The sequence below is a fragment of the Dehalococcoides sp. UCH007 genome (assembly GCF_001010485.1).
In the GTDB taxonomy this organism is placed as follows: domain Bacteria; phylum Chloroflexota; class Dehalococcoidia; order Dehalococcoidales; family Dehalococcoidaceae; genus Dehalococcoides; species Dehalococcoides mccartyi_A.
In genome coordinates, this window is the sequence record NZ_AP014722.1 from 1,093,650 (window position 1) to 1,120,102 (window position 26,453).

Genomic DNA, 26,453 nt, shown 5'->3' on the forward strand with positions numbered 1-26,453 from the left:
TTGAATAGGGATACAGACGAGTACACTCCCAGGTACCTTGAGCTTTATGAATCCGGAGAGCTTCAAAAGAAGCTCTTGCGGCTTGAGGAGCGTATGGCGGAGTGTGACCTTTGCCCCCGTAAATGCGGAGTAAACCGCCTTTTAAATGCTGAAGGGGGATACTGCCACAGCGGAAACGCCCCTTTGGTAGCTGCGGTTTGCGAGCACTTGGGTGAAGAACCGGCTATATCCGGAGATTACGGCTCCGGCACTGTTTTCTTTTCAAACTGCAACTTGCGGTGTGCTTTCTGCCAGAACTACCAGATAAGCCAGGATTTTGAAAACCAGCAGAAAAACCAGACAGACTGCCAGACTCTGGCCAGACAGATTGTAGACTTACAAAATACCAAAGGGGTACACAATATTAACTTTGTTTCACCCTCTCACTTCGTCCCCCAGATGCTTCGCACCCTGATAGAGGCCATACCTCTGGGACTGAGAGTGCCTGTGGTCTACAATAGCAACGCCTATGACTCTCTGGAAACGCTGTATGAGCTGGACGGAGTGGTGGATATATACCTGCCGGACCTGAAATATGCCAATAACGAATGGGCGCGCCAGATTTCTGGCTGCAAAGACTACGTCGGCCATGCCCGTGCCGCCATACGGGAAATGTTCCGCCAGGTGGGACGGGTACGTTACAACGCAGATGGCATTGCCGAGAGGGGGCTTATTGTGCGCCACCTCATTTTGCCGGATGATTTGGCCGGCAGCAAAGAATCACTCAAATGGATAGCAGATTTATCAACCGAGATTACAGTCAGCCTGATGGCCCAGTATTACCCCTGCCACCGGGCTTTAGATATGCCCCCGCTTGCCCGAACTATATCTGTGGCCGAATACCGCACCGCCATAAATATGCTGGATATTTTGGGAATAGAAAACGGGTGGCTTCAGGAACCGGATGCCAAGGACTACTGTATCCCTGATTTCCAGCGCAACGGCCACCCGTTTATAAGTTACTAGTTAAAGTTTTTTGAAAACTAACCGTGGCGTTTGCGGTTGCAGAAAGCAAAGTGAATCTTCAGACCGCTGACCTTATCCTTTTTGTTTACCCCGGTTATAAAGGTTTTGAGGTCAGGCAATTCCTGAGCAGTTTTGGTATTTTCAATCTTTTCGGTTTTGACAGCCATTATATTTACTCCGTAATTATTTACAAACTGAAGAAGCATTATAGCATGTATTCGCTTCCAACAAAAGCCGCTTCGCCGCAGACACCGCTTAAAGCCTGATTGTACCACCTTTCGGGGCTGTGATATTATTTAGGCATATGGAAATAAACGTTATAGTTAAACCGCCTTTCAAAAAACTGGTATCTTCCCAATTTCTGAAAAAGATAGCTTCCGAAACCCTTAAAACCCAAGCCGCAGACCCGAATTCGGAGCTGGGTATAGTTATTACCGGTCAGGAAGAAATAAAAGATTTAAATTTCAAATACCGAGAGCTTGACGAGCCTACAGATGTGCTTTCGTTTTATATGCTGGAGGAAAACCCTGAAAATCTGACCGCATCTGATGATTTTCCCACCCCGCCTGACGAAAATATCCATCTGGGAGAGGTAATAATCTCTTACCCCCAGGCAGAAATTCAGGCAAGTGCCGCCGGTCACAGTGTCAATTATGAAATAGCCTTTTTACTGATTCATGGGGTGCTTCACCTGCTGGGCTATGACCACCACGAAGTTGTGGCCGAAGCAGTTATGAAGTCTCACCAGGATATAGCCATGAAACATATACGGGAGATACTGGAATGAGAGTACTGGGTTTATCCGGCAGCCCCCGTTTGGGCGGCAACAGTGATACCCTGCTGCACGAAGCTATCAGAGGGGCCAAAGACAAAGGGGCGGAAACCCATATTATTTACTTATCAGACCTGACCATCGGCCACTGCCCTGCCTGTGATGACTGTTTTTATACCGGTGAGTGCCGCTACCGCGATGATATGGACGAAGTAATCAGCCAGATGGAAAAGTCTGACAGAATAATAGTATCCAGCCCTATTCACTTTATGGGTGTAAGCTCACAGCTTAAGGTTATGATAGACCGCTGCCAGTCACTCTGGGCACGCAAATACAAGCTAAAAACCCCGCCCCTGGGTGACGACCGTGAACGCAAGGGCATGTTTATGGCTACAGGCGGTATGAAAAAGAGTGATGTTTTTGAAGGTGTCAGAGCTACCATGAGGTCTTTTTTTGCGGTATTGAACGTAAAATATTCATACGAACTGCTGGTAAGCGGAGTGGACAATCTGGGTGCTATCCAGACCCAGTCTGATACCCTCAAGAAGGCTTATGAACTGGGCCAGATGCTGGCAGAAAAATAACCTAGCTTCTGGCTATGCCCACTATTTCCCGTATGCTTTTCAGCCCCTCGGCTCTGGCATAAGCTTCCAGACCCTCAAGCACCTCTATAGGGGCACGCGGGTTGACCAAGTTGGCTGTGCCTATCTGAACAGCGGTTGCCCCGGCCATTATAAATTCAAGCGCATCTTCGGCAGTCATAATACCGCCGCCACCGATAACAGGCACATTTACCGCACCGGATACCTGATAGACCATACTAACAGCCACCGGTTTTATAGCCGGACCTGAAAGCCCGCCGGTATGGTTACCCAGTATGGGACGCCGTTTTTTAATATCTATACGCATACCCCGCAGGGTATTTATAAGCGAAATAGCATCAGCCCCGGCATCTGCCACTGCCCTTGCCAATTCGCTAATACTGCTGGTATTTGGGGTAAGCTTTATTATCAGGGGCAAAGTGGTAGCATTCCTGACTGCATCAGTCACCCTGGCGGCAGATTCGGGTGAAGAACCGAACTCTATACAGCCGCACTTGACGTTTGGGCAGCTGATATTTACTTCTATACCGCTTACACCGGGCACTTTATCCAGCCGCCGGGCAAGCTCAGCATAATCTTCTATGCTTTCAGCCGCAATATTTACTATTACAGGCACGTCCCAGGTGTACCACTGGGGCGCTTTTTCCCGGATAACCGCCTCCACCCCCATATTTTGCAGCCCGATGGAATTAAGCATGCCATTTGGAGTTTCTGCTATGCGCGGCTGGGGGTTTCCCTCCCTCGGTTTCAGGGTAGTGGCTTTGCAGACAATGGCACCCAACCGGTTGCGGTCAAAAAGGTGAGGGTACTCATCACCATAGCCAAACGTCCCCGAAGCCACTATAACCGGATTGGCAAGCCTAAGCTGGCGGGCGTTATACGGGGCGATATCTACATTTAAATTAAGTTCAGCCATACGCCCAAGATTATAAGGCTTGGAGACAACAGAACACAACATTTCCTTTAAAGCTAAGCAATAATATTTTATCTTGCTTATTTGGGTTTTATAGACTACACTGAAAACATAAAGCGAAACACCTCCTGTTTTGGCTTTGTTGTTATTAGGGGACACACAAAATCCTATTTGGGTAGTTTGTTTGTTACGCATACGGGAGAAGGACAGGCAGATTTCAACCAGGCTTCTTCCCGAATACTGAGTTAAAAAACCGTAGCCCGGTTTTTCATTCGGAATTTTCGGCAAGCCGGCACAGTACCGAAACATACCCGAAGGTATCATAGCAACCAGGAGGACCCGATAGTGGCAAAGAAAAATAGTGGATTAAGCCCGATATATCGCTCACGGCTGGAAGCAGACCTTAAAAGGCTGACCGACCAGCTTGAACAAATGCGTGCTTTACGCGTGGCTGAAGACCGGCGTGAAGGAAGTCCTTTTGGCAAACGTGAGGAAGAAGCAACCGAAACAGCCGAGCTTGAAAACGGGCTGGCTATGGAAAAGAAACTGCTTGACCAGATTGCCGAAACTGAGTATGCACTGGATAAATATGACCGGGGTGTTTACGGCCTCTGTGAAATGTGCAAAGAGCCTATAGACCCTGCCAGACTTGAAGCTTTGCCGCAGGCCAGACTGTGTATGCAGTGCAAGTCCAAAGCAGCCAAGTCTTACTAAATCAGGTTTAAAAAGGTTGGGGGTTAATGACCAGGGGATTTGTGTTTTTTGTCAGCGCCGCTTGCGGCATTCTGGCTGACCAGTTTAGCAAATTTATTATCACCGCTAACCTTACCACAGGCACAGCCATACCGGAAAATAGTTTTTTCCAGATTGTCCACGTGCATAACACCGGTGCGGCCTTCAGTATTTTCCGGGGACATATAGAGTGGCTTATTGCCGCCAGTTGCCTGGGAGTAATACTGGTCATGGCAGCTTTTTTTATCAGGAAAAAGCTGCCATTTTTAGATACCCGCCCCGGTTTAGCTGCTTTAGGAATTATTCTGGCAGGTACAATAGGTAACCTGATTGACCGGGTGCGGCTGGGTTATGTTACTGATTTTATACAGGCAGGGGATTTCCCTACTTTCAATATCGCTGATTCGTGTCTGACAGTAGGCGTTATCTGGCTGGTGCTTTTATACCTTACATCTTCCAGTTCGGGAGGAGATGCCAGTGAAAACGCGTAAACTGGTTGCCGAATCTGACGGTGAACGGCTGGATAAATACATAGCCCAAAAGGAAACTGACCTTTCCCGCAGCTTTATACAGGCACTGATAGACTCAGGCCATGTACAGGTAAACGGGAAAACCGCCAAACCCAGCCTGAAACTTAAAAACGGTGACACTATAACTATAGAAATACCTCCTGAAACCCCGCCCGAACTCAAAGCCGAAGACATACCCCTGGAGATAATCTTCCAGGACAAGGACCTGCTGCTTATAAATAAACCGCCAGGGCTGACCGTTCACCCTGCCCCGGGGCACCCTGACCATACCCTGATAAACGGAGTGCTGGCACTTGAACCTGAAATGGAAGACTTTGACGACCCACTTCGTCCCGGAATAGTCCATCGTCTGGATAAAGATACCTCAGGGTTGCTATTGGTAGCAAAAAACCGCGAAACGCTGGCTAATCTGTCTGCCCAGTTTAAAGAACGAACAGTACGCAAGTACTATCTGACATTGGTGAAAGGGGAACTGCATCCTGCCGAGGGATTTATCGAAGCCCCTCTGGGGCGTGACCCCCAAAACCGCCAGAAAATTGCGGTGGTATCTAACGGAAGGCATGCCCGCACCGGTTATAAAGTGCTGCGTTATATTCAAGGATACAGCCTGCTTGAGGTTAAACTTGAAACCGGCCGCACTCACCAGATACGTGTCCATTTTGCAGCTATCGGACACCCTGTAGCAGGTGATGCGGTTTACGGACAAAAAGAGACTTGGTTAAAAAGACAGTTTTTGCATGCCCACCGTCTTAGCTTTACACTCCCTTCAAACGGACAGACCGTGGAATTCACCTCCCCCCTTCCGCCAGACCTGGAAGAAGCTTTGAAAATACTGGAAAACCCCTCCTGAAAATATTTTTAAAAATATTTGAAATTAGGGGGTTATATTCGGCTTGCATGGCATAGTATAATAGTAACTCCGTAGTAGATAGTAATGGGTCAAAAGGGTTATGAGATTAGACCGCAGACGTTCTAGTATAGAGATTATCGCTGACATGCTCAGGCTGGGTGAAGCCGGCAAGACTGAGATCATGTACAGCGTCAATATGTCTTATTTCCAGCTTCAGAAATATTTGAACTTCATGCTGGACAGGGAGCTTATTGACCGTGTACAGCTTGGCAACCCTTCTGTTACCTACAGGGTGACTGCCAAGGGGCTTGAACTTTTGCGCAGTATTGATAATATATTAGACACACTGGACCTTAAAGATAATGAACAGGACGAAGCCTAACTTACTGGGGCAGTAAAAGGAGATACCATGTCTGACAAACGAATGCTGATTGTACCGGCGGAGCTGGTAAGGCGGATTGATGAAAACCGCGGCGACCTGAGCCAGGCGGATTTTCTGAATTACCTTATTGACTCTCAGCTTGGCGGTGAAAACCGCAAGGAAAACGGAATCTCCAACCAGGAGTTTGAAGCCCTTAAGCAGGATGTCAAGAAACTGCTTGAAAAATCCAACAAGTCCGCCAGCAAAGAAGAACTGGTCTCCTTCCAGGAAGATACCAAGAAACTCCTCAAGAGTTTCGTGGATTTCTTTGTAGGCTACGGATTGGAACTGGGCAAAGGATCTTCCGCCATGAGCGACCTTGAAGCCCTGAGCAAACTGGGCGGTGCCGGCAGCAAAGATGAAACCCCCGGCGGTGAAGTAAAACTCAAGTGGAAATAATCTAAAACAGGTTTTTAAAAGCCTTTTTAAAGCCCTCTTCATACGGAGAGGGCTTTTCTTTTTTCCCTCAGCTTTAATAGAACATTGTTCTAGTATTTAAAACCTTCCAAGTGTATTTTCTGTCTGCCATATTTAGAACATGTTTTATGTATTTATCGGCGCAGTCGGTTTTTCTCTGGTACATATCTTTGACTTTGTGGCCTTGAAAAAGCTGCCGCTCCTTAAACCCATACTCTGGCTTTCGGGTTCGGCTCTGCTGGTTTATTCGGGTTTCATGGTCTGCTTCAACGGGAATCCATTATCCTTGCCCGCCTGGCTAAATGCCGCCGGTTGGGCGGTATTTGCAGTCGGCATATATTTCTTTCTTTATTCCCTCTTTATAAATCTGCCCTTCGGTAAAACTTATGTCAAAACCGGAGTGGGAGACAAACTGATTACCAGCGGGTTTTATGCCCTGGTACGCCACCCCGGCGTACCCTGGTTTGTACTGGCGATGGCCGGTATGGCATTGGGTGCGGGTACTGACTTTGCCCTGTGGGCGGCCATTATCTGGAGCCTTTTGGATATAGCATTGGTATACGTACAGGACCGCTGGGTATTCGGAAAAATGTTCCCGGGCTATGCCCAATACCAAAAAACTACCCCCATGCTGATACCCAACCGCAAAAGCATTGCGGCTTATATAAAACAGCGTAATTTTTCAAATACTATACAAGGAGAAGTAAAATGACCCAGCTTGGTGAATTATTCGTACAGGGTAAACTGGAGGAAATCTGGGACCGTTGTTGTGGATTTATTGACCTGAGCATTGAAGACTTTATGAAGATACAGGAAAGACTCCTTCAGGAACAGTTGGAGCTTCTTAAGAAATGCGAACTGGGCAAGCATATCTTCAACGGGGCAACACCGACCAATTCGGAGGAACTGAGGCGAAGCGTACCTCTGACCACTTATGCAGATTATGCTCCTTTCCTGACTAAAAGGCGCATGGATATACTTCCCAAAAGACCTATTCTCTGGCAGTATACCTCCGGCAAAAACGGTGAATATGCCCATCGCTGGGCTCCGGTAACCGCCCGCCAGATGGATGAAGTAGAGTCACTGGTATGGGCAATGGCTCTTTTCAGCAGCTGTAAAAAACGAAAAGATATAAATATCCGCCCCAATGATGCGGTACTCTACGGCATGGCACCGCCGCCTTATGCTACAGGGACTATTGCCCGCTGTTTCCCCCATGAAAAGTTTAATTTTCTGCCCAAAGTGGAAGAGGCCGAAAGAATCCCCTTTGAAGACCGCATAAAGAAAGGTTTCCAGATGGCCCTTTCGGAAGGATTGGATTACTGTCTGTCCATGTCCAGTGTAACTGTAGCCATGGGTAACCGTTTCAGCCAGAGCAGCGGCAAAATAAGCATGAAATTCCTCCTCTCCAATCCCAAAGCCATGCTGAGGCTGGCAAAAGGTAAAATCAAAGCCAAATTGGCCGGACGCCCCATGCTTCCCAAAGACCTTTGGAAAGTTAAAGGGCTGATGACCTACGGCATTGACGGCAGTGTTTACCGTGAGAAAATCAAGGAGCAATGGGGACGCTATCCGCTGGATTTCCACGGCTGCACCGAGGCATTTTTAATAGCTACCCAAACATGGGACTATTCCAGCATGACCTTTGTCCCTTATATGCAGTTCTTCGAGTTTATACCTGAAGAAGAAGCAATAAAAAGCTGGCGTGATACCAGTTACCAGCCCAAAACCCTGCTGATGAACGAACTGAAACCCGGCAACTACGAAGTGGTCATAACCAGCTTCCATGGAGGCCCCTTTGTCCGTTATCGCTTAGGACATCTGGTACAGATAACATCTCTGCGCAATGAAGCTTTGGATATAGATATCCCCCAGATGATTTATCTGACCAGAGTGGATGACCAGATTGATATTGCCGGTTTTACCCGCCTTTCCGAAAAGGGCATCTGGCAGGCTATAGAAGACAGCCACGTGGAATATGTGGATTGGGTAGCCTGCAAAGAAAGGGTAAACAATACACCCCGCCTGCACCTGTATATTGAACCCAAAGACAACACTACCCAAGACAAGGAACAGGTGATTGCGGCTATTCACGAAGAATTGAAAAATGTGCACCCCGGCTATGCAGACCTTGAGTCTTTCATAGGCCTGATGCCGCTGGATGTAACTTTCCTGCCCAAAGGCGCCTTTAAACTGTATAAAATCCGCCAGCAAAATGCAGGCGCAGATTTGGGCAATCTAAAGCCGCCTCATCTTAATCCTTCGGCCGAAGATTTGGAATTTATGCTGCGTACTACAGCTAAAGTAACTGTGAAACAGGGAGAGCCTGTAAGCGTTTAAACCGAAAAGTAAACAATATCAGCCACAAAGGGGCGGTAGCCAAAGCTACCGTCCCTTTGTTTTATCAGTTGTCCGTATTTGACAACAACCTACTTGTACTTCATAATGGCTCAATACAAGCTTAATTCTTGACTATGCACCCGGATATTACGGGTAATAAAGAGGCATTTTCGTGACTATCTGGGCTCTGGTACCGCTTGTAACCAGTATTGCATATATAGTGCTGCTGGCCGTCGTTCTGCTTTCAAAACGGCAGCCTATCACCAGAGTTTTCTCTGTTTTCTTAGGCGCGGCCACTTTCTGGAGTTTCACCTCTTTCATGCTCCATATTGACGCCCCACCGGAACAAACCCTTTTCTGGCACACCCTGCTGAATATCGCTCTGTTTGCCGCCATGCTTATGTACTACCAATTCATCCGCGCCTATACCAACCGCAGAGGCAAACTTTTTCTGATAATAGGCTACCTAGCACTGGCGCTGGATATTTTCTTTAACCTCACCGGGCGGCTGGTTACATCCGCTTATATAGAGGACAATGTTGTTTACCACACAATAACCCCTATATTTTATGCCGTTTTTATATTTGCTTTATTATTCATTGGGGTAATTATTTACCATCTGGTGCAGAAATACCGCCAGTCTACAGACCCGGCTGAACGCAACCGCACCCTGTACCTGGTATTGGGATGGGTAATCGTAGTACTCTCAAGTTATACCAATTTAAGTAGCAACCCCAAAATCTACGGGCTCCCTCTTGATCATGTGGGTAACTTTATAAATGCGGGAATTATTGTTTACGCCATTACCCAATACCGTTTGATTGACATCAAACTAATAGCCCGCAAAACCCTTACTTACGTGCTTCTGTTCTTTTCCATGATAGCCATATACGCAGGTGCTTTGTTTATAGCTACGCGGATATTCCCGGCGGAAGAAATATCCACTATTATCCTTATGGCAACCCTGATTGTACTGATACTGGCTATGACAGCCCGTCCTTTAAGAGCATTTATCGAAAAACGCATAGACCAGCTGTTTTACCAGGAAACCTATGAATCCCGTCTGGCACTTATGGGCTTTTCACGCAAGATGGGCAATATTCTTAATCTGGAAGAATTGGCAAAATCACTGCTGCCTGACTTAGCCAAATCTCTAAATGTAAATAAAACCGCTTTGCTTTTCCCGGATGTTGCCAGCGGTGAATTTTCACTGCAATATATTCACCCCGCAGACGAGCACCTTAAAACCCAGTTTAAGCTGGCTTCGGATAACCCTGTCATTGCCTGGCTGGATAAAAACAATGCCCAGCTCTACCTGAATAAACTGGACAGCCTGCCTGAACTGAAAGGTCTGTGGCAGATAGAGAAAGAACAACTTCAGAAATCAGAAATGGGGCTGCTGTACCCCATTAAAAGCCGTGAAAAGCTGATAGGCATTATCGGACTGGGAAATAAAAAACGGGGAGGCATATACTCCACCGAAGATTTAGACCTGCTGATAAGTGTGGCCAATCAGGCCGGTATCATAATAGAAAATGCCCAGCTCTATACTCAGGCTACTATCCGCGCCAATACCGATGAGCTTACCCGCCTCTACAATCACCGCCACTTCCATGAACGCATAGAACAGGAAATTGCCCGCGGTTCACGCTTTGGCAACACCTTCTCCTTGATACTGCTGGACCTTGACCTGTTTAAGGTCTACAATGACGTATACGGCCATCTGGCAGGTGACCAACTGCTCCGCAGGCTGGGTAAAATACTGGAAAACTCCATCCGTTCTATTGATATGGCTTTCCGATACGGCGGCGAGGAATTTGCCATTATGCTGCCCGGCACCAAGATTGAAGACGCTTACCATGTAGCTGAACGTATCCGCAAAAATATTGAATCCAAATCTTCTTTCCGTGATATGCCCATAACCGCTTCTTTGGGTATGGCTAACTGGCCCAATGACGGGGTAATGAAAGAGGAGATTATAGCCAAAGCCGATGCTGCTCTGTACCGTTCAAAAGAGACCGGACGAAACCGCACCAGCCTTCCCGCTGACCTTAATAACAACCCCACTCAGGTAATCAGCTCTGAGTTGGAAGCCCGCCCCAAAGCCATGTCTATTATCTATGCTCTGGCAGCTACAGTTGATGCCAAAGACCACTATACCTACGGGCATTCGCGCAAGGTTAGTGAATATGCAGTGGCACTAGCAGAGATATTAAAACTGTCTGAGGAAAAAGTGGAAAACATACGGGCGGCAGGCCTGTTGCATGACATTGGTAAAATAGGTGTGCCGGACCATATCCTGACTAAGCCGTCTGCATTGGATGACGAGGAATGGGAACCTATCAAGACTCACCCCGAACTGGGTGTGGAAATATTAAAACGGATAATGGATTTGGTGAACTGTTTGCCGGCTATACTTCATCACCACGAACACTTTGACGGCAGCGGGTATCCGTTTGGACTCAAGGGAGAAAATATACCTCTGGAAGCCAGAATACTGAGCATTGCAGACGCCTATGATGCAGTTACCTCGCCACGCCCCTACCGTACGCAACTTCACACTGAGCAAGCTATCGCCGAACTAAAACGTTGTGCCGGCTCTCAGTTTGACCCGGAGCTGGTGGATATATTCTGTCATGTCATAAAACCAGAAGACCACCCCCAGCTGAAAGCCTCACCGTAAACCGGCACTTGGGAATTCTGTACCAAGTATTCTTTTTAAGCGCTAATCTAAGCTATTATTCATTTGCCTGCTGTTGAATGGGAAATTCCAAACTGAAATCCAGCGCTGGAGCAGAGTGAGTCAAAGCCCCCACTGAAATAACATCTACCCCGGTCATAGCCACTTCGCGTATATTATCCAGTGTAATATTGCCCGAAGCTTCTATTTTAATGTTCTCCGGTATGATATCAACCGCTTTTTTCATATCTGCAACGCTCATATTGTCCAGCAAGATAGAGTTCGGCGCACCCTCCACGGCCTGGGCTACCTGTTCCAGTGTATTTACTTCTACAGTCACCGGCAATTTGCTTTTATTGGTTTTTGCTTTCTCAATAGCTTCTTTGATACCGATACCCTTAGCAGACAAAGCCATCAGGTGATTGTCTTTTATAAGTACTCCGCAAGCCAAATCAGGCCTGTTACTTTTGCCGCCTGCGGCATACACGGCATATTTTTCCAGTATACGCATACCGGGTATAGTCTTACGGGTATCTGCCAGAGATACATTCAAACCTTCCACCTTGGATATGTATTTGGCGGTCAGAGAGGCAATACCGCTCAGGTGGGTAAGGAAATTCAGAGCGGTACGCTCACACTTTAGTATGTTTATCACTCTGCCGTTAAGCACCATGACAACATCTCCGGCTTTTACCTTCTTGCCGTCTTCTACCAGTATTTCAATTTCCATGGTGGGATCATGTTTTACAAACACAATCTTGGCTACTTCAGCTCCTGCCATTATTCCATCTTGTTTGGCAATTATAATAGCCCGCCCTGCTAAAGAAGACGGGATAAGTGTTTCAGTGGTAACATCACCCCGGGCAAAATCTTCGTCACAGGCATTGTCAATAATTTTCTCAATTTGAGACTGGGACATGTTAATCCTCCTTAATAAAGACTATATGTTTTTCCCACTCGGGCTGGTGGTCGGGAAAATCTGTACGGTAATGCGCTCCGCGGCTCTCCTGTCTGAGCAGGGCTGATTCTACCATAAGCCTTCCAGCCAGAATAAGGTTTGCCAGCTCTATTCCTTTGCGATTGGAAACGTCACCCAGACTGTATTGCCAGCCTGAAAGAATCTCCTGAGCTTTCGCCAAACCGGCATAGCTTCTTATTATACCAGAGTCTTCCCAGAGAAGCTCCTGGAGTGCCGGTATTGAAGGTTCAGGCAGATTGCGTACATATTTCCCCCACCCCAGCAGGCGTTTGGTCAGTTGGGGAATAGGTGCCAGCATTTCAGGCTGGTTTTCACCTGCACTGTATTCTATAATCCGCCTCCCGAAAACCAATACTTCCAAAAGCGAATTTGAAGCCAACCGGTTTGCCCCGTGAACACCGGTGCAAGCTACTTCGCCGCAGGCAAAAAGCCCCTTGATATTGGTTTCTCCCCAGCTATTCACCTTTACCCCGCCTATCATGTAATGGGCAGCCGGGGAAACAGGTATAGCCTCACGGGTAATATCCAGTCCATGGTCCAGACAAAAACGGTATATCTGGGGGAAGCGGCTGCTTACTTTGTGGGAAGGCAGGTGAGTTACATCCAGATAAACGTGGTCAGATTTGGTTTTAAGCATTTCAAGGTGAATACTGCGGGCTACCACATCTCTTGGGGCAAGTTCGGACTGGGAGGAATATTCTGGCATAAAACGTTTGCCTTCTATATTCCGTAAAATTCCGCCTTCACCTCTGACTGCCTCGGAAATAAGAAACGGGGCAACCCCAGGCAGGTGAATGGCAGTAGGGTGAAACTGGTAAAACTCCATGTCCTTTATTTCTGCCCCTGCCCGAAAAGCCAAAGCTACCCCATCTGCGGTGGCAACCTCCGGGTTGGTGGTAAAGCTGAAAAGCTGTCCTGCACCACCGGTTGCCAGTATTACAAAACGGCACTGGTAGTGCTGTATGGCACCGGTATTGGTATCCAGTGTTGCCACACCCTTGATACGGCCGTTTTCCACAATCAGCTCTTTGGCCAGAGTATCTTCCAAAACCTCAATCTGGGTAGTGCGCACCCAGTTGTTCAGGGTAATTTCAATGTGTTTACCGGTGGCGTCTCCCCCGGCATGAAGGATACGGGGGCGGCTGTGGGCAGCTTCCAGCGTAAGAGATATTTCGCCGTTTACACTATCAAAAGGCACTCCCAGATAAACTAGCTCGGCGATACGCTGGGGGGCTTCTTCAGCCAGCAAGCGCACCATCTCACGGTCACACAAACCATCTCCGGCTATCAGGGTATCTTCAAAATGCAAACGTGGAGAATCATCCGGGCCGATGGCGGCGGCTATGCCGCCCTGAGCATGGCGGGTATTGCAGTCTTGTATCTTGCCCTTGGTGACCAGCAAAACACTTCCCCGCCCGCGCGCCAGCAAAGCGGTATATAAACCGGCAATACCGCTGCCAATAATTATATAGTCGTAGCTGGAACTCAAAATATTCCCGTCCTGGGGATTTTACTTTTTATCTTCGGGGGTTTTCTTGTAGCCGATAGCACCTCTGGAAACCTTGAGCAGAGTGCCTGATTCCACTTTGATAATTACACTGTCTTCAGCTACAGATTCTATCACTCCATGAATACCGCCTATGGTAATAACGCCATCCCCCTTTACCAGTGAAGACATAAGATTAGCATGATCCTTCTGGCGCTGGCGCTGCGGCCTGATGATAAGAAAATAGAACATACCAAAGAAAAGTGCCAGTAAAACAAACATCGTAATAGTCTGCTGATCCATATTTTCTCCTTTAACTTTCCAGTATATTTACCAGCTTTGCCTGCAAAGACCAGGGGCTGGCTTTAAATATCTTTACACTTATGAGACATCCTTCAAGCGGCTGGTCGCTTTCCAGAAATACCAGTTTACCACCTAAAGTGCGTCCCTGCCACTTATTCTTTTGCCTGCCCTCCACCAGCACCTCGGCAAAGGTATCTACAAGGGCAGCATTTGCTTTGGAAACTGTTTCTTTCTGCAAGTCTTCTATAAGCTTCAGGCGGCGTTTTTTCTCGGCAACCGGTACATTATCCGCCATATCACGGGCAGCTACAGTTTGGGGGCGGGGCGAATATGCAGCCACATGGATAGCGTCATAACCGATATCTGACATAAGTTTATAGCTTTGGTCAAACTGTTCCGCAGTCTCAGACGGGAAGCCCACTATCAAATCTGTCTGCAGGCTGATATCCGGCATGGCGGTTTTCAGACGCCCCACCAGTTCTCGGTACTGTTCACTGGTATATCCCCGCCGCATAGCCGCCAGAATAGTATCAGCGCCTGCCTGCACCGGTAAACTCAGAGAGTGGCATAATTTGGGCAGGCTGGCCATAGCATCTATAAGTTTCTGGCTGATATCCTTGGGGTGGCTGGTTAAAAAACGTATCCGGAGTAAACCCGGTATGTCATGAAGGGCATGAAGCAAATCTGCCAGACAGGGCTTTTCAGGCAGGTCATGCCCGTAGGAATCAACATTCTGCCCCAGCAGCACCACCTCACGGCTACCCCTCCTGACCAATTCGGCCGCTTCACAGTAAATTTCGGCTATGGTACGGCTTTTTTCCCGCCCGCGGCGGTAAGGCACAACACAGTAAGTACAAAAATTATCGCACCCCTGCATAATAGTCACGCTGGCACTTACCGGCGGCTTAAGCGGCAGAATAAACCCTTGCGGAATTTCATGCCAATCAGGTATACTGCCCGGCTGGAAAATATAATCTATAAACGGAAACTTTTTACGAATGGAAGAGATATCCTGCCCCACCAGGCAACCAGTCAGAGCTATTTTCAAGCGGGAATTTTTATCCTTCAGTTTACGTAACAGATGCAGACGGTTAATCACCTTGTTTTCGGCATGCTCGCGGACAACACAACTGTTTACCAGTACCAATTCGGCATCTTCAGCCTTATCTGCCGGGGAGTAGCCCCACAACTCAAAAAGCCTGCCCAAGCGCTCGGATTCGGCCTGATTCATCTGACAGCCAATAGTCCACAAATAGTAACCGGGCATAAGCAAAATATCTCCGCATTCAGATTAAACTAAATATAGATTATACCCTAATACGAAGCAATATCATAAATATCCATACAGAATATCACAGGAGTCTGACCTAGATATGGTTGCGGTAAGCCGTAATCAAACTGGCAGCGAATACAATTATCCCCAAACCCCAAAAAAACGGGTTGAAAGCCAAGCCGACTACTAAAAAAATATATCCCATAAAAAACAGAGCAGAACCTACTGCCGCTCTGGCATTCAGGTTATTTTTAAGAACCAGAAAAAAACTTGTCCCCAATACCAATCCGGTTATCAAATATTCTATCCCTACCGAAATATCCACATCGGTAAACAGCTTAAAAAAAGCCATAAGGGTGAATAAGACGGAAGCTACCCCAAGCAGTACAAGCCATACCCTGAATAATTTTTGGTCCAGAGTAGTGTTTCCTTCAGTCATAAAATTCTCCTTATGGCCATTGCAGGCCGTATTTTTGCCTGAGCGGCACTTCCCGTTTGCCTCTAAACCGAATACCGGTAAACAGACCCGTTATCTCAAGTAGTGTATAAACCGGCATACCGGTCTGTCAATGCCACTCAGGCAAACTGGGCGGTACTTTTATCTTTTTGGGTCTTGTATTTGCACCTCTGGCGGTATTAGTATGCTATCAAACCGGACGATGGGAGGGAATATGTTTAAAGAATTTAAAACATTCATTATGCGCGGCAATGTAGTGGATTTGGCGGTAGGTATAGTAATAGGTGCAGCCTTCGGGGCAATTGTCAACTCACTGGTAAAGGATGTTTTAATGCCTCCTGTCGGGTTACTATTAGGCAATGTTGATTTCAGCAATCTGTTTATAGTTCTTAAAGAAGGTGCCGCCAGCGGACCATATGAATCACTGCTGGTTGCCCAAACCGCCGGAGCAGTAACAATAAACTACGGGGTATTTATTAACGCGCTTATCAACTTTCTGATACTGGCTGCTGCTATTTTCTTTTTTATAGTCAGGCCGCTGAACCAGCTGGCCGCCCGCCAGAAAAGCAAAGATGCCGCCGCCCCTGCTCAAACAGATACCAAAGATTGCCCTTACTGCGCTACCCGCATACCCTTGAAAGCCAAGAAATGCCCATACTGCACATCAGAGCTGAAACAGACAGGATGAAAAAACAGCAGGGGATACAGAAAACTGGTGGCGGAGGGGGAGGGATTCGAACCCTCGACCCCGGTTTCCCGGGGCAAGCGCTTAGCAGGCGCCCGCACTAGACCACTATGCGACCCCCCCAGTGTCTAAACAAGAAGATAATATAGCATAAGAGCCCATTTGATACAACCAAAAGCCGCTTTTAAACAAGCTTGCGTATTATGATTGGCAATGAGGACAGAAGTAGCAGGCCCGTTGGCGTATCAGCTGGCGGGTTATAGGTGCACCGCACTCAGGGCAAACCTCACCCCGGCGGTGGGCAACGTTAAACTCCAGCTGGGCGCCTCCCTTTGAGCCGTCAGGACGGTGATAAGTGCTGACACTTGCCCCCTTGTTCTGTATAGCTTTATGTAAAACTGACTGGATTGCCGAATGGAGTTTTGTTACCTCTGCTTCGCTCAAGCTGTCAGCCGGGCGGAGCGGGTTCAGACAGGCTTTAAACAAAGCTTCGTCCGCATACATATTACCCACCCCAGCCAGCACCTTCTGGTCTAGAAGAACAGCCTTGATAGGCCCTTTACGCCCTGAAAGACGTTTACTAAGCATTTCCGGGGTAAAATCCCCTTCCAGAGGTTCAGGGCCAAGCTTTTCCAAAATAGTATCCAGACTGGTAAGCAAGTTTATCCGCCCGAATTTGCGTATATCCGTGAAATATACTTGCTCCCCGTTTTCCAAATGGAAAACCGATCTGGTGAAACGGGGAGGCTGTCCGTTCTCGGCCTTGACCGCCGTCAGCCCGCCGCTCATCTTCAAATGCACACTGATAAACAGCCCGCCGCTTAAGCTGATGATAATATACTTACCGCGGCGGCTAAGCCCGGTTACCTGCAAACCTGAGACCAGTTTGTTAAACTCGGTTTCAGGCGGGCAGAGCGTTTTTGCCCACAACGCTTCCATGCGGGTTATCTTTTTGCCCAGCAAATGGGGCATTATTTCGTTTTTTACCGTTTCCACTTCAGGCAGTTCAGGCATGATTTACTCCTTTGGTTAATTTGTGCTTCAGATAGGTCAGCCCTATTCCCAGCACTGCCCCCGAAAGCAGGTATGCCCCCAGCACATCACTTGGCCAGTGGGCATTTAAATATACTCTGGAAATACCCATAAAGACTACCGGCACAAGGCAAAGCAGCCGGAGTATAAACCTGAGTACAGGGCGGCGGATAAATTTGGGTATGATAAAAAATATCACCCCGTAACAGGCCAGAGCATAAGCGGTATGGCCTGAGGGGAAACTGGTGCCGCCGTCTTCCAGACTGCCGGGACGGGGGCGGTCAATAAGCCATTTGAATATATACCCCAGGAGGGCGGCAATGCCGGGCACCAGAGCACAGATTACGGACTGTAAACGGTAGCCTTTGCACCACAGCCAGATTACCGCCGCCCCCGGCGGAATAATCCAGACCGGAAAACTGCCCAAGCAGGAAATAAACTCCATAAACCCGTCAAAACCGGGCAGTGAAATGTCCTGAATAAACCCTGAGATAGATGAATCCGTGGCTAAAACAGGGTTTAAAAATACCAGCCATGCCAAAAGGATAAACACACCCAGCAGTATCAGATACGGCAGGTAATCACGCAGTTTTGCCAAGTCCGGTTTTACTCCATATCTCCCCAGTTAGCCCCGGACTTAAGCTCAACCTTGAGCGGTATTTCAAAGGCAACTGCACCTGACATGGTTTCTACAAGCAAATCACGCATCCGCCCAAGCTCTGCTGTGGGCACTTCAAATATAAGCTCATCATGCACCTGAAGCAGCAGGCGGCTTTTCAGCTTTTCTTCTTTAATCTTTTCGTCCAGCCGGACCATAGCCAGCTTGATAATGTCAGCAGATGTCCCCTGTACCGGCATATTGATAGCCATACGCTCGGCTGATTCACGCAGAATACGGTTGGGTGAATTGATTTCCGGAATATAGCGGCGTCTGCCCAGCAGGGTTTCCACATAACCCTGAGTACGTGCCTGCTGCTTAATTTCCGCAAAGTAAACAGCCACCCGCGGATATTTTTCAAAATAAGCCTTTATAAACTTGTCAGCTTCTTCCAGCGAAAGCTCGGTAGCCTGTTCCAGCCCGTAGCTGCTCATGCCGTATATCACCCCGAAATTTACGGTTTTAGCCAAGCGGCGTTGTTCTTTAGTCACTTTGGACGGGGAAATGTTAAGCAATCTGGCGGCGGTAGCGGTGTGAATATCCTGGTCACTTTGGAAAGCCTCTATCAGGGCGGGGTCTTGGGAAAGATGGGCCAGCACCCTGAGGTCTATTTGGGAATAGTCTCCAGCCAGCAGCACTGTGCATGGAGGTGCAATAAATGCCCGCCGTATCTCCCTGCCCATTTCCCCCCTGACAGGTATGTTTTGCAGATTAGGCTCGGAAGAAGATAACCTGCCGGTAGCTGTACGGGTCTGGTTGAAACTGGTATGCAGCCGCCGGGTATGCAGGTTTACCATACGCGGCAAGGTATCCAGATAGGTAGATTTCAGCTTTACCAGCATACGGTATTCCAGTATCAGGTCTACAATACGGTGCTTGCCCTTCAGCTCTTCAAGCACCTCTGCCCCGGTGGAATAACCAGTTTTGGTCTTTTTGATAACCGGCAGTTTCAGTTCGTCAAAGAGTATCCGCCCCAGCTGCTGGGGGGAGCCTATGTTAAAGCTATGCCCTGCCTGGGCATAGATATCTTCTTCCAGTTTAAATATCTGCCTGCCTGTCTTTTCAGCCATAGCCTTCAGCAAATCTGTATCCAGCATAATGCCTGTGCGTTCCATACCCAGCAGAATGGGCAAAAGGGGCATCTCCACCCTGGCAAATAAATCCATCAGCTTGGTTTCGGCAAGCTGGGCGGCAAAGATACCTTTGAGGCGGAAAGTGTAATCAGCCGCAAGCTGGGCTGCTTCTGAAAGCTGAACCTCGCTGAAAATGGTTTTTTTGCCGTTTCGGGTCAGTATATTTTCAATATCCGCAATCTCTATGCCGAAATGCTCAAAGATAAGATCTTTGATAGCCAGATTTTTTTCACCCAGCAGATGGGCGGCAATCATGGTATCAAAATCCAGCCCTTTTACTTCTTGCCCGGCAGATAAAAGCAAATTCATAAGGTACTTGGCGTTATGGGCGGTTTTACATATTTTTTCATCACCAAGCAGAGCTGCCAAGCCGGAATGCCCTTCGGTGGTAAACATCTGCCCTTCTGAAGCACTGCCGATAAACTCAGCGGGTACAAAACAAGCATCACCCGCCACACTTGAAAGTGCCAGTGCCGTCAGGCGGGCATCCATAGCTTCTTCGGGAGTACCAGAAACCGCCAGCGCCAGCTCTTTGGCATTTGCCAGGCGTTTAACGATGCTGTCTATATTTTGGCTGTCTGCCACCGTATAGCGGGTTTCAACCTTTGGAGCGGCAGCGAACATATCCGGCGTACCCTGAAGCTGGTTTTCCCCTCCCGGCAGGCGGTCAATCAGCCTGAAAAACTCCAGCTCGCGGAATAGGTCTACCACTTTCTGGCGGTTATAGTGCTCTGCCCGGCATTCCTCAATACTGAAATCAAGCGGCAAATCACGCACGATAGTTGTCAGTATTTTACTGTCACGGGCTACTTCGGCATTGTCTGCCAGCTTTTTCTGAAGACCGGGCGGGCTTATTTTATCCAGATTTTTATAAATATCTTCTATGCCGCCGTACTCTTCTATAAGTTTCTGGGCGGTTTTCGGGCCTATGCCGGGTACTCCAGGGATATTGTCAGACGGGTCACCCATAAGGGCTTTGTAATCTGCAATATGCTCCGGCCCCAAACCGTATTTTGCCCTTACCGCCGCCTCGTCATACAAACTGGTGCTGGCAAAAGAACCTGCCGGACCGGGATACAAAATGCGGATATCCGGCCCGACCAGCTGCATGGAATCTGCGTCTCCGGAGGCTATAATAACCTCCATACCTGCGGCAGCGGCTCTGGTTGCCAGCGTACCCAGCACATCATCAGCCTCAAAGCCGCTCTGTTCGTATACCGGCATATTAAAAGCATCTACAATCTGGCGTACCCGCCCCAGCTGGCTGACCAGTTCGTCAGGCATAGGCGGACGCTGGGCTTTGTAATCTTTGAACATTTCATGGCGGAAGGTTGGGCCTTTTCTGTCAAAGGATATGGCGTAACAATCCGGTTTAAGGTCTGTTAAGACTTTAATCAGTATGGAGGCGAAACCAAAAGCGGCACCCACTACTTCACCTGTTTTGCGGATTGCAAGCGGAGGAAGTACATGATACGCGCGGTGGACCAGATTAGTACCGTCAAAGAGGACTATTACAGGTTTATTCATAAACACATTATAGCAGATGAGACCAAAAGAGGTTCAGGTATTTTAGCCACTGTGAAGAAGCCTGAGCTAGGTTTCCAGCTGCAGTCCGCCGGATATCCAGACGTTTATGCCACCCTGCATGTTATATATGCTGGTAAAACTGTTCTCCAGCATAAGCTGGGCAGCAGATATAGAGCGGTTGCCTGAACGGCAGTAAACCAGGTAAGTTTTATTTTTATCCAGCAGGAAAAGCGAATTTTCAAAGGAAGCGTAATAATCCAGATTTACCGCACCCGGAATATGCCCCTGGGCATATTCGGATGGGGTACGCACATCCAGAATGACAAAGTCCGCAGAGCCGGAATTCTGGTCTATAAGGGCTTTGGCTTCGGCAACAGATATATTCTGTACAGCGGGCAGATTTACATCATCAACAGGAGAACCGGTAGCACAGCCTGTCAAAATCCCGGTACATACCAGCATAAATGCCAACAAGGCGGTTAAACCACGTTTGAAAGACACAGAGCTAAACACCGATAAAATTAGGCTGGAGCTTAACCCCGGAATAACCTGCCATAGTCTGCAAACAGGTTTCTTCCCGTTGGGTAATCCAGGTAGATACGCTTGTCAGCCCGAAATCAGACAACTGGCAGAAAGTAACCATAAGCTCATTGCCATAGCCGTAATAACGTGAAGAACGGTTGTCAAAGCTGACATTTCCCGTATCTGCCATCTGCTCTATTAAAGTGCGCAGTTTCAGGCGATTATAATAGGCCGCCCGCATTCCCGCCAGCATACCTTCGAAAAAAAGCTGAGCACGGAAGTTTATCATCTGACCTTCATTATTGAAAACCACATCAAAAGAGCCTCCAGTAGCACCGGATTCCTTAAACTGAAAAACCTTCTGTTCATAACCTATGGGCAAAGGAGGAGTAAGCTCAGGCAAGCGGATTTCAGGTGCTTCGGTAATGTCGGTCAGGCTTTTACCGCCGAAACGGCGGATTATATCCTGAGGAGACTGAAAGGTGCTGTAATCACCCAAAATTTCTGACACGATTGTCAGGTAAGACAGTGATTCTTTCGGGTCATACTGACGCAGTCTCATACTTCCTCCATGCATACTTGAGTAAAGCTAATTGAAACAGGTGTAAAATGTATCAAACTGATACGCTTGTCTTTTCCATCTCCCTGGGATATTCGGTAACCACCAATATCAATCGGATAACTATACGGAGCGGAATAACAATAAGAACCCGCCATTTATTAAATAAGCGGACACTTCTTACGCACATTTCACGGGCAAGTCCTTGAGACTTGTCCCGCAGATGAACAACGGGGATTATAAACTTATCTTCTGTCATAGTTGCTGCAAGTGATAGATACATTATAATACCCCTTGTGAACAGGGTGTCAAGTGTAACCCCATAGCCAAAGTCTGACAGTTACTTTAACGGTAAATACAACCGTTTTTTACAATTATTTCCCAGACACCCATGCTAATAATATATCATATATCAGTTGTTTGTATAAATATTCCTACAAACAACTCTAAGCCCTGACGGCTAAAGTATCCAGAAAAGTACTTTAATGCTATAATTAAATGTAATTATGTGCCGGAGGCTAAAAGTGAACACCAAGGATCTGCTCTCTATTTCAGACCTTTCCCCTGACGATATCGGGCGTCTTCTTTCAGATGCCGTTGAACTTAAAGCCAGGGGTTGGAATAACAGCCTCTCAGGCAAAACTTTGGCTCTGGTCTTTGAAAAACCGTCCCTGCGTACCCGTGTCAGCTTTGAGCTGGCTATGAAACAGCTGGGAGGGGAAGCGCTGTATCTTTCACCGGCGGAAGTGGGCTTGGGCAAACGCGAACCCGTTGCTGATGTAGCCAGAGTTCTTTCCCGTTTTGTAGATGTTATCGCCTGCCGCACCTTCGGTCATGATACTCTGGTACAGCTGGCAAAATATGCGGATATACCCATCATCAATGCCCTTTCGGATTTGGAACACCCCTGCCAGGCGCTGGCGGATATCATGACCATTTACGAGAAAAAGGGCGAACTCAAGGGACTTAATCTGGCATATATAGGTGACGGCAATAACTGTGCCAACAGCCTTTTGCTGGCCTGCGCCATGACGGGTATAAACTGCCGTTTGGCTTCACCCGAAGGTTATCTGGTAGACAAGAACATATTTGCCAAGGCAAAAGCTTATGCAGATGACAGCGGAGCTGAACTATACAGCGGAACAGACCTTAAGACCGCCCTCCGCGGGGCTGACGTAATCTATACAGATGTCTGGACCAGTATGGGGCAGGAAGCTGAATCTGAAAAACGTCTTAAGGATTTTGCGGGTTTTCAGGTTAATGCGAAGCTGGTTTCCCTGGCCGATAAAAACGCCATCATTATGCACCCTTTGCCAGCTCATTACGGCGAAGAGGTTGACCGTGAAATACTGGAATGCCCCCAGTCTGTTATTTTTGACCAGGCCGAAAACCGGCTGCATGCCCAAAAAGCTGTTTTAAGAGATATGCTGGGTGGATTGGAGATAGGCGGCAGGCACTAAGCTGCCGTGAAAATATATGAATAATACTACCCCTATTATTGCAATTGTGGGGCGGCAGAACGTGGGTAAATCCACTTTGCTTAACCGCCTTGCCCATAAGAATCTGGCTATTACTGAAGACCTGCCCGGTACTACCCGTGACCGCCTGTTTACTACCGTAAGCTGGTTGGACCGAAAGCTGATTATGGTGGATACCGGAGGGCTTGACCCGGATTTTGAAAGCGTTATCGGCCAGCAGGTGAATATCCAGATAAGTCTGGCCATAAAAGAAGCTGACCTGGTACTTCTGGTAGTAGATGTAAAAACAGGTTTAGTTACATCTGACTACGAAATGGCAGATATTATCCGCCGTACCGGTAAACCGGTAATACTGGTTGCCAACAAGGCTGACAACCTGAAAATGGGACAGGATGCCGCTGAATTTTACAGTTTGGGTTTTGGCGAACCTTCGGTTATAAGCGCTTTCCATGGAAGCGGCATCTCAGACCTGATGGACCGGGTACTGGAAGAATTGCCTGACCAGCCTATTGCCAGCCCCGAAGAGGACAATTCAGTAAAGCTGGCACTTGTCGGAAGGACCAATGTAGGTAAATCCACCCTGCTTAATACCTTTCTGGGACAGGAACGCTCAATAGTAAGCAATATACCCGGTACTACCAGGGATGCTATTGACACACCCCTTGACTTTAATGGTACTAATGTGTTACTTATAGATACTGCAGGGATAAGACGCCGCGGCAAAGTTGAAAGCGGTGTTGAAAAATACAGTGTACTCAGAGCCCTGAAAGCCGTTGACCGGGCAGACGTAGTCCTGCTGGTTATGGATACTGAAGAACTGGTTACCGCTCAGGACACTCACATTGCCGGATATGTCCGGGATACCGCCAAAGGTATTATAATTATCCTGAATAAATGGGATCTGGGTAAAGGCCAGGACAAAGCTGAAGTGACGCAAACTATCCAGAGTAGATTTAAGTTTCTAGATTACGCTCCGATATTGTTTGTTTCAGGCAAAACAGGGCGTGATGTTGATACTATTATCCCCATGGCTCTGAAGGTACAGGAAGAACGCAGCAAGCGTATCCCCACCGCCAAGGTAAATAGCGTAGTTACCGAAGCTCTTTCCGCCCATACTCCGCCCCGTCAGGGAAAAACCCAGCTGAAAATCTTTTACGCTACCCAAGCGGAAATCAATCCGCCTTCTTTCGTATTTTTTGTCAACAATCCCAAACTGGTTCATTTTTCTTATGAACGTTTTATTGAAAACAGGCTCAGAGAGTCTTTCGGATTTTTCGGTACGCCTATCCGTTTAACTTTTAAAGCCCGAGGTGAAAAATGTTAATTGTCAAGCTGCTGCTTGTTGTTATAGTCAGTTATATCCTTGGTTCAATACCCTTCGGCTATCTGGTCAGCCACCGCGGTTCGAAAATAGATATCCGCAGTTTCGGCAGCGGACGCACCGGTGCTACCAATGTACTGCGTACTATGGGCAGAAAAGCCGCTTTGCTGGTGGCCGCTTTGGATGTTATCAAAGGGGCTTCGGCTGTAGCTTTTGCAGGGATGGTTATCGGTACTGAAGCACTGGCTTTCGGCACCAACGGCATGGCCATATTATTTGCCCAGGTACTGGCCGGGCTGGCGGCAGTTGCCGGTCATATCTGGCCGGTATTCCTCAAATTCCGCGGCGGCCGCGGTGTGGCTACTTTCTTCGGAGGCATGATTGCCTTGTGTCCGGTAGCGGCCATATTCGGAGGCGAAGTGTTGATAATAGGCGCAGGGCTTTCCGGCTTTGCTTCCCTGGGTTCAATAACCGGGGTAGTCGGGGCGTATGCTTTACTGGTGCCCCTTACTCTTATCAGCGGATTTCCCACCGAATATATAATATACGCAGTGATAGGGTCACTTCTCATCACCGTTATGCACCGCGATAATATTAAACGGCTGTTGGCGGGTAAAGAACGCAAGCTCAACGAAAAAGCCCGCTAAATACCCCTTGGCTAAAACCGATTCGGCATTAGAAAGCTTGGATTTTTCATGTCTAAAGTTTGTATTATAGGCACTACTACCTGGGGTATTACTCTGGGTACAGTTATAGCCCATAAAGGGCGTGAAGTAATGCTCTGGGCACGCACCGAGGACGAAGCCGCACTTCTTTCTGCCCAACGCCGCCCGGCTGACTTTTTGCCGGAAGATTACCGTTTCCCTGAATTTATGAACGTAACCGCCAATTTGGAAGATGCTATTACAGGTGCAGATATGATTCTGATGGCTGTACCTTCCCAGCGGATGCGTCCCAATATAAAGCTGGTTGCACCCCTGCTGACCAAAAACATGCTGGTCTGCAGTGCCGCCAAGGGGCTGGAAATAGGTACTGCCAAACGTATGAGTCAGGTAATTGCCGATGAGATTTCCCCGGATTTTGCTAAAAATATCTGCGTTCTTTCGGGCCCAAACCTGGCTATGGAAATATTAAAGGGGCTACCGGCTGTGACTGTACTGGCTGCAGATACCGAAAAATCAGCTAAAAAAGCCGCCAGGCTGGTAACCGCCAGCAATTTCTGCGCCTACACCAATACCGATATAATAGGGGTGGAACTAGGCGGCTCACTTAAGAACATTATAGCTCTGGGAGCAGGCATAGTGGACGGGCTGAATTTCGGCAACAACGCCAAGAGTGCCCTGATTACCCGCGGGCTTACTGAGATTTCTGCATTGGGAGCGGCTTTGGGGGCTAACCCCCTGACTTTTTCGGGTCTGGCAGGTCTGGGTGACCTGATTGCCACCTGTTCCAGCAATCTCTCCCGCAACCATTTTGTGGGGGTGGAACTAACCAAAGGCCGCAGTCTGAATGACATTATGTACAGTATGAGTAATGTAGCTGAGGGTGTTTCTACTACTGCGGTAGCCTATGAACTGGCCCGTTCTATGGATTTGGAAATGCCGGTAACCGAAAACATATATGATGTGCTCTACAATAATGCAGACCCGAAGGAAGCCGCCAGAAAGCTTATGGATGCCCAAGCTACCCATGAGTTGGCAGGACGAAAATGGAACCTGTTTAAAATGTTCAGAAAACGCAGAGCCCGCAAAACACCCGAACTTAACCCTGATTAAGAG

At 47.9% G+C, this 26,453-nt stretch carries 29 protein-coding genes and 1 tRNA gene; 16 read left to right on the top strand and 14 right to left on the bottom strand.

The window, feature by feature from the left end; all coding sequences use genetic code 11:
• The gene (locus tag UCH007_RS05800) at positions 1–1,005 is read left to right on the top strand and encodes a radical SAM protein (protein WP_046961304.1); all 1,005 of its coding nucleotides are present in this window, start codon (positions 1–3) and stop codon (positions 1,003–1,005) included.
• 17 nt (positions 1,006–1,022) lie between these two features.
• Here the strand turns inward: UCH007_RS05800 and UCH007_RS07795 are convergent, their stop codons facing one another.
• The gene (locus tag UCH007_RS07795) at positions 1,023–1,172 is read right to left on the bottom strand and encodes a hypothetical protein (RefSeq protein ID WP_010937057.1); all 150 of its coding nucleotides are present in this window, start codon (positions 1,170–1,172) and stop codon (positions 1,023–1,025) included.
• Between the two features lie 137 nt (positions 1,173–1,309).
• Between UCH007_RS07795 and ybeY the strand changes: the two genes are divergently transcribed.
• Entirely contained in the window at positions 1,310–1,792 is a 483-nt protein-coding gene (gene ybeY / locus UCH007_RS05805) for an rRNA maturation RNase YbeY (RefSeq protein WP_046961305.1), read from the top strand.
• Complete coding sequence (locus UCH007_RS05810) at positions 1,789–2,361, top strand: flavodoxin family protein (RefSeq protein ID WP_046961306.1); 573 nt, start codon at positions 1,789–1,791, stop codon at positions 2,359–2,361. The genes ybeY and UCH007_RS05810 overlap by 4 nt, the downstream gene beginning before the upstream one ends.
• 1 nt (position 2,362) lies before the next feature.
• Here UCH007_RS05810 and UCH007_RS05815 read toward each other — a convergent pair whose 3' ends face one another.
• The gene (locus tag UCH007_RS05815) at positions 2,363–3,337 is read right to left on the bottom strand and encodes a dihydroorotate dehydrogenase (protein ID WP_046961565.1); all 975 of its coding nucleotides are present in this window, start codon (positions 3,335–3,337) and stop codon (positions 2,363–2,365) included.
• A 300-nt stretch (positions 3,338–3,637) separates the two neighbouring features.
• Between UCH007_RS05815 and UCH007_RS05820 the strand changes: the two genes are divergently transcribed.
• The 8 genes from UCH007_RS05820 (at position 3,638) to UCH007_RS05855 (ending at position 11,265) form a co-directional block, all read left to right on the top strand.
• Positions 3,638–4,006: a TraR/DksA family transcriptional regulator gene (locus UCH007_RS05820; RefSeq protein ID WP_012882414.1), complete on the top strand. Its 369-nt coding sequence runs from the start codon at positions 3,638–3,640 to the stop codon at positions 4,004–4,006.
• Positions 4,007–4,032: 26 nt separating this feature from the next.
• Positions 4,033–4,515 (top strand): signal peptidase II, encoded by a 483-nt coding sequence (gene lspA / locus UCH007_RS05825; RefSeq protein WP_046961307.1) that lies wholly within the window; start codon positions 4,033–4,035, stop codon positions 4,513–4,515.
• Positions 4,502–5,404: an RluA family pseudouridine synthase gene (locus UCH007_RS05830; RefSeq protein ID WP_046961308.1), complete on the top strand. Its 903-nt coding sequence runs from the start codon at positions 4,502–4,504 to the stop codon at positions 5,402–5,404. The genes lspA and UCH007_RS05830 overlap by 14 nt, the downstream gene beginning before the upstream one ends.
• A 100-nt stretch (positions 5,405–5,504) precedes the next feature.
• On the top strand, positions 5,505–5,786 hold the full coding sequence (locus UCH007_RS05835) for a winged helix-turn-helix domain-containing protein (RefSeq protein WP_010937064.1): 282 nt from the start codon (positions 5,505–5,507) through the stop codon (positions 5,784–5,786).
• A 27-nt stretch (positions 5,787–5,813) separates the two neighbouring features.
• Positions 5,814–6,224 (top strand): hypothetical protein, encoded by a 411-nt coding sequence (locus tag UCH007_RS05840; RefSeq protein ID WP_023652684.1) that lies wholly within the window; start codon positions 5,814–5,816, stop codon positions 6,222–6,224.
• A 139-nt stretch (positions 6,225–6,363) separates the two neighbouring features.
• Entirely contained in the window at positions 6,364–6,954 is a 591-nt protein-coding gene (locus tag UCH007_RS05845) for a methyltransferase family protein (protein ID WP_046961309.1), read from the top strand.
• Entirely contained in the window at positions 6,951–8,582 is a 1,632-nt protein-coding gene (locus UCH007_RS05850; protein ID WP_046961310.1) for a GH3 family domain-containing protein, read from the top strand. The genes UCH007_RS05845 and UCH007_RS05850 overlap by 4 nt, the downstream gene beginning before the upstream one ends.
• 172 nt (positions 8,583–8,754) lie before the next feature.
• A complete protein-coding gene (locus UCH007_RS05855; protein ID WP_046961311.1) occupies positions 8,755–11,265 on the top strand; it encodes a diguanylate cyclase in 2,511 nt (836 codons plus the stop codon).
• A gap of 55 nt (positions 11,266–11,320) precedes the next feature.
• On the opposite strand, the gene nadC is transcribed toward UCH007_RS05855, so the two are convergent.
• From nadC to UCH007_RS05880, 5 genes are all read right to left on the bottom strand, one after another.
• Positions 11,321–12,181, bottom strand: a complete 861-nt coding sequence (gene nadC / locus UCH007_RS05860) for a carboxylating nicotinate-nucleotide diphosphorylase (RefSeq protein ID WP_046961312.1) — start codon at positions 12,179–12,181, stop codon at positions 11,321–11,323.
• 1 nt (position 12,182) lies between these two features.
• Complete coding sequence (gene nadB, locus UCH007_RS05865) at positions 12,183–13,730, bottom strand: L-aspartate oxidase (RefSeq protein ID WP_023652689.1); 1,548 nt, start codon at positions 13,728–13,730, stop codon at positions 12,183–12,185.
• Positions 13,731–13,751: 21 nt separating this feature from the next.
• The gene (yajC, locus tag UCH007_RS05870) at positions 13,752–14,030 is read right to left on the bottom strand and encodes a preprotein translocase subunit YajC (protein ID WP_023652690.1); all 279 of its coding nucleotides are present in this window, start codon (positions 14,028–14,030) and stop codon (positions 13,752–13,754) included.
• Between the two features lie 10 nt (positions 14,031–14,040).
• A complete protein-coding gene (gene miaB, locus UCH007_RS05875; protein ID WP_046961313.1) occupies positions 14,041–15,297 on the bottom strand; it encodes a tRNA (N6-isopentenyl adenosine(37)-C2)-methylthiotransferase MiaB in 1,257 nt (418 codons plus the stop codon).
• Positions 15,298–15,397: 100 nt separating this feature from the next.
• Positions 15,398–15,742 (bottom strand): hypothetical protein, encoded by a 345-nt coding sequence (locus UCH007_RS05880; protein ID WP_046961314.1) that lies wholly within the window; start codon positions 15,740–15,742, stop codon positions 15,398–15,400.
• Positions 15,743–15,974: 232 nt separating this feature from the next.
• On the opposite strand from UCH007_RS05880, the gene mscL reads away from it, so the two are divergent.
• The gene (gene mscL, locus UCH007_RS05885; RefSeq protein ID WP_023652693.1) at positions 15,975–16,448 is read left to right on the top strand and encodes a large conductance mechanosensitive channel protein MscL; all 474 of its coding nucleotides are present in this window, start codon (positions 15,975–15,977) and stop codon (positions 16,446–16,448) included.
• A 28-nt stretch (positions 16,449–16,476) separates the two neighbouring features.
• Here the strand turns inward: mscL and UCH007_RS05890 are convergent.
• The 7 genes from UCH007_RS05890 to UCH007_RS05920 all read right to left on the bottom strand — a co-directional run bounded on the left by UCH007_RS05890 (position 16,477) and on the right by UCH007_RS05920 (position 22,159).
• Positions 16,477–16,568, bottom strand: a tRNA-Ser gene (locus tag UCH007_RS05890).
• 78 nt (positions 16,569–16,646) lie between these two features.
• Positions 16,647–17,459, bottom strand: a complete 813-nt coding sequence (gene mutM, locus UCH007_RS05895; RefSeq protein ID WP_046961315.1) for a DNA-formamidopyrimidine glycosylase — start codon at positions 17,457–17,459, stop codon at positions 16,647–16,649.
• Positions 17,452–18,075, bottom strand: a complete 624-nt coding sequence (locus tag UCH007_RS05900) for a phosphatase PAP2 family protein (protein WP_046961316.1) — start codon at positions 18,073–18,075, stop codon at positions 17,452–17,454. Before UCH007_RS05900 ends, mutM begins: the two co-directional genes overlap by 8 nt.
• A gap of 8 nt (positions 18,076–18,083) precedes the next feature.
• On the bottom strand, positions 18,084–20,795 hold the full coding sequence (polA, locus tag UCH007_RS05905; RefSeq protein WP_046961317.1) for a DNA polymerase I: 2,712 nt from the start codon (positions 20,793–20,795) through the stop codon (positions 18,084–18,086).
• 66 nt (positions 20,796–20,861) lie between these two features.
• Positions 20,862–21,296: a rhodanese-like domain-containing protein gene (locus UCH007_RS05910; RefSeq protein ID WP_046961318.1), complete on the bottom strand. Its 435-nt coding sequence runs from the start codon at positions 21,294–21,296 to the stop codon at positions 20,862–20,864.
• 4 nt (positions 21,297–21,300) lie between these two features.
• The gene (locus UCH007_RS05915; RefSeq protein ID WP_046961319.1) at positions 21,301–21,879 is read right to left on the bottom strand and encodes a hypothetical protein; all 579 of its coding nucleotides are present in this window, start codon (positions 21,877–21,879) and stop codon (positions 21,301–21,303) included.
• Between the two features lie 52 nt (positions 21,880–21,931).
• Positions 21,932–22,159, bottom strand: coding sequence for a hypothetical protein (locus UCH007_RS05920; protein ID WP_023652699.1), 228 nt, complete (start codon positions 22,157–22,159; stop codon positions 21,932–21,934).
• A gap of 241 nt (positions 22,160–22,400) precedes the next feature.
• Between UCH007_RS05920 and argF the strand changes: the two genes are divergently transcribed.
• Genes argF through UCH007_RS05940 form a run of 4 tightly spaced genes read left to right on the top strand, consistent with a single transcriptional unit; the run spans position 22,401 to position 26,450 of the window.
• Complete coding sequence (argF, locus tag UCH007_RS05925; RefSeq protein ID WP_046961320.1) at positions 22,401–23,336, top strand: ornithine carbamoyltransferase; 936 nt, start codon at positions 22,401–22,403, stop codon at positions 23,334–23,336.
• A gap of 16 nt (positions 23,337–23,352) precedes the next feature.
• Complete coding sequence (gene der, locus UCH007_RS05930; RefSeq protein WP_023652701.1) at positions 23,353–24,678, top strand: ribosome biogenesis GTPase Der; 1,326 nt, start codon at positions 23,353–23,355, stop codon at positions 24,676–24,678.
• Positions 24,672–25,322, top strand: coding sequence for a glycerol-3-phosphate 1-O-acyltransferase PlsY (gene plsY / locus UCH007_RS05935; RefSeq protein WP_046961321.1), 651 nt, complete (start codon positions 24,672–24,674; stop codon positions 25,320–25,322). Before der ends, plsY begins: the two co-directional genes overlap by 7 nt.
• Positions 25,323–25,370: 48 nt before the next feature.
• Positions 25,371–26,450, top strand: a complete 1,080-nt coding sequence (locus UCH007_RS05940) for an NAD(P)H-dependent glycerol-3-phosphate dehydrogenase (protein WP_046961322.1) — start codon at positions 25,371–25,373, stop codon at positions 26,448–26,450.
• Positions 26,451–26,453 lie beyond the last annotated feature (3 nt).

Excerpts from the sequence above, each read along its gene's own strand:
- UCH007_RS07795 (WP_010937057.1), bottom strand. The coding sequence starts at position 1,172 with ATGGCTGTCAAAACCGAAAAGATTGAAAATACCAAAACTGCTCAGGAA.
- ybeY (WP_046961305.1), top strand. The coding sequence starts at position 1,310 with ATGGAAATAAACGTTATAGTTAAACCGCCTTTCAAAAAACTGGTATCT.
- UCH007_RS05810 (WP_046961306.1), top strand. The coding sequence starts at position 1,789 with ATGAGAGTACTGGGTTTATCCGGCAGCCCCCGTTTGGGCGGCAACAGT.
- UCH007_RS05815 (WP_046961565.1), bottom strand. The coding sequence starts at position 3,337 with ATGTTGTGTTCTGTTGTCTCCAAGCCTTATAATCTTGGGCGTATGGCT.
- lspA (WP_046961307.1), top strand. The coding sequence starts at position 4,033 with ATGACCAGGGGATTTGTGTTTTTTGTCAGCGCCGCTTGCGGCATTCTG.
- UCH007_RS05835 (WP_010937064.1), top strand. The coding sequence starts at position 5,505 with ATGAGATTAGACCGCAGACGTTCTAGTATAGAGATTATCGCTGACATG.
- UCH007_RS05840 (WP_023652684.1), top strand. The coding sequence starts at position 5,814 with ATGTCTGACAAACGAATGCTGATTGTACCGGCGGAGCTGGTAAGGCGG.
- UCH007_RS05845 (WP_046961309.1), top strand. The coding sequence starts at position 6,364 with ATGTTTTATGTATTTATCGGCGCAGTCGGTTTTTCTCTGGTACATATC.
- UCH007_RS05850 (WP_046961310.1), top strand. The coding sequence starts at position 6,951 with ATGACCCAGCTTGGTGAATTATTCGTACAGGGTAAACTGGAGGAAATC.
- nadC (WP_046961312.1), bottom strand. The coding sequence starts at position 12,181 with ATGTCCCAGTCTCAAATTGAGAAAATTATTGACAATGCCTGTGACGAA.
- yajC (WP_023652690.1), bottom strand. The coding sequence starts at position 14,030 with ATGGATCAGCAGACTATTACGATGTTTGTTTTACTGGCACTTTTCTTT.
- miaB (WP_046961313.1), bottom strand. The coding sequence starts at position 15,297 with ATGCCCGGTTACTATTTGTGGACTATTGGCTGTCAGATGAATCAGGCC.
- UCH007_RS05880 (WP_046961314.1), bottom strand. The coding sequence starts at position 15,742 with ATGACTGAAGGAAACACTACTCTGGACCAAAAATTATTCAGGGTATGG.
- mscL (WP_023652693.1), top strand. The coding sequence starts at position 15,975 with ATGTTTAAAGAATTTAAAACATTCATTATGCGCGGCAATGTAGTGGAT.
- mutM (WP_046961315.1), bottom strand. The coding sequence starts at position 17,459 with ATGCCTGAACTGCCTGAAGTGGAAACGGTAAAAAACGAAATAATGCCC.
- polA (WP_046961317.1), bottom strand. The coding sequence starts at position 20,795 with ATGAATAAACCTGTAATAGTCCTCTTTGACGGTACTAATCTGGTCCAC.
- UCH007_RS05915 (WP_046961319.1), bottom strand. The coding sequence starts at position 21,879 with ATGAGACTGCGTCAGTATGACCCGAAAGAATCACTGTCTTACCTGACA.
- UCH007_RS05920 (WP_023652699.1), bottom strand. The coding sequence starts at position 22,159 with ATGTATCTATCACTTGCAGCAACTATGACAGAAGATAAGTTTATAATC.
- der (WP_023652701.1), top strand. The coding sequence starts at position 23,353 with ATGAATAATACTACCCCTATTATTGCAATTGTGGGGCGGCAGAACGTG.
- plsY (WP_046961321.1), top strand. The coding sequence starts at position 24,672 with ATGTTAATTGTCAAGCTGCTGCTTGTTGTTATAGTCAGTTATATCCTT.
- UCH007_RS05940 (WP_046961322.1), top strand. The coding sequence starts at position 25,371 with ATGTCTAAAGTTTGTATTATAGGCACTACTACCTGGGGTATTACTCTG.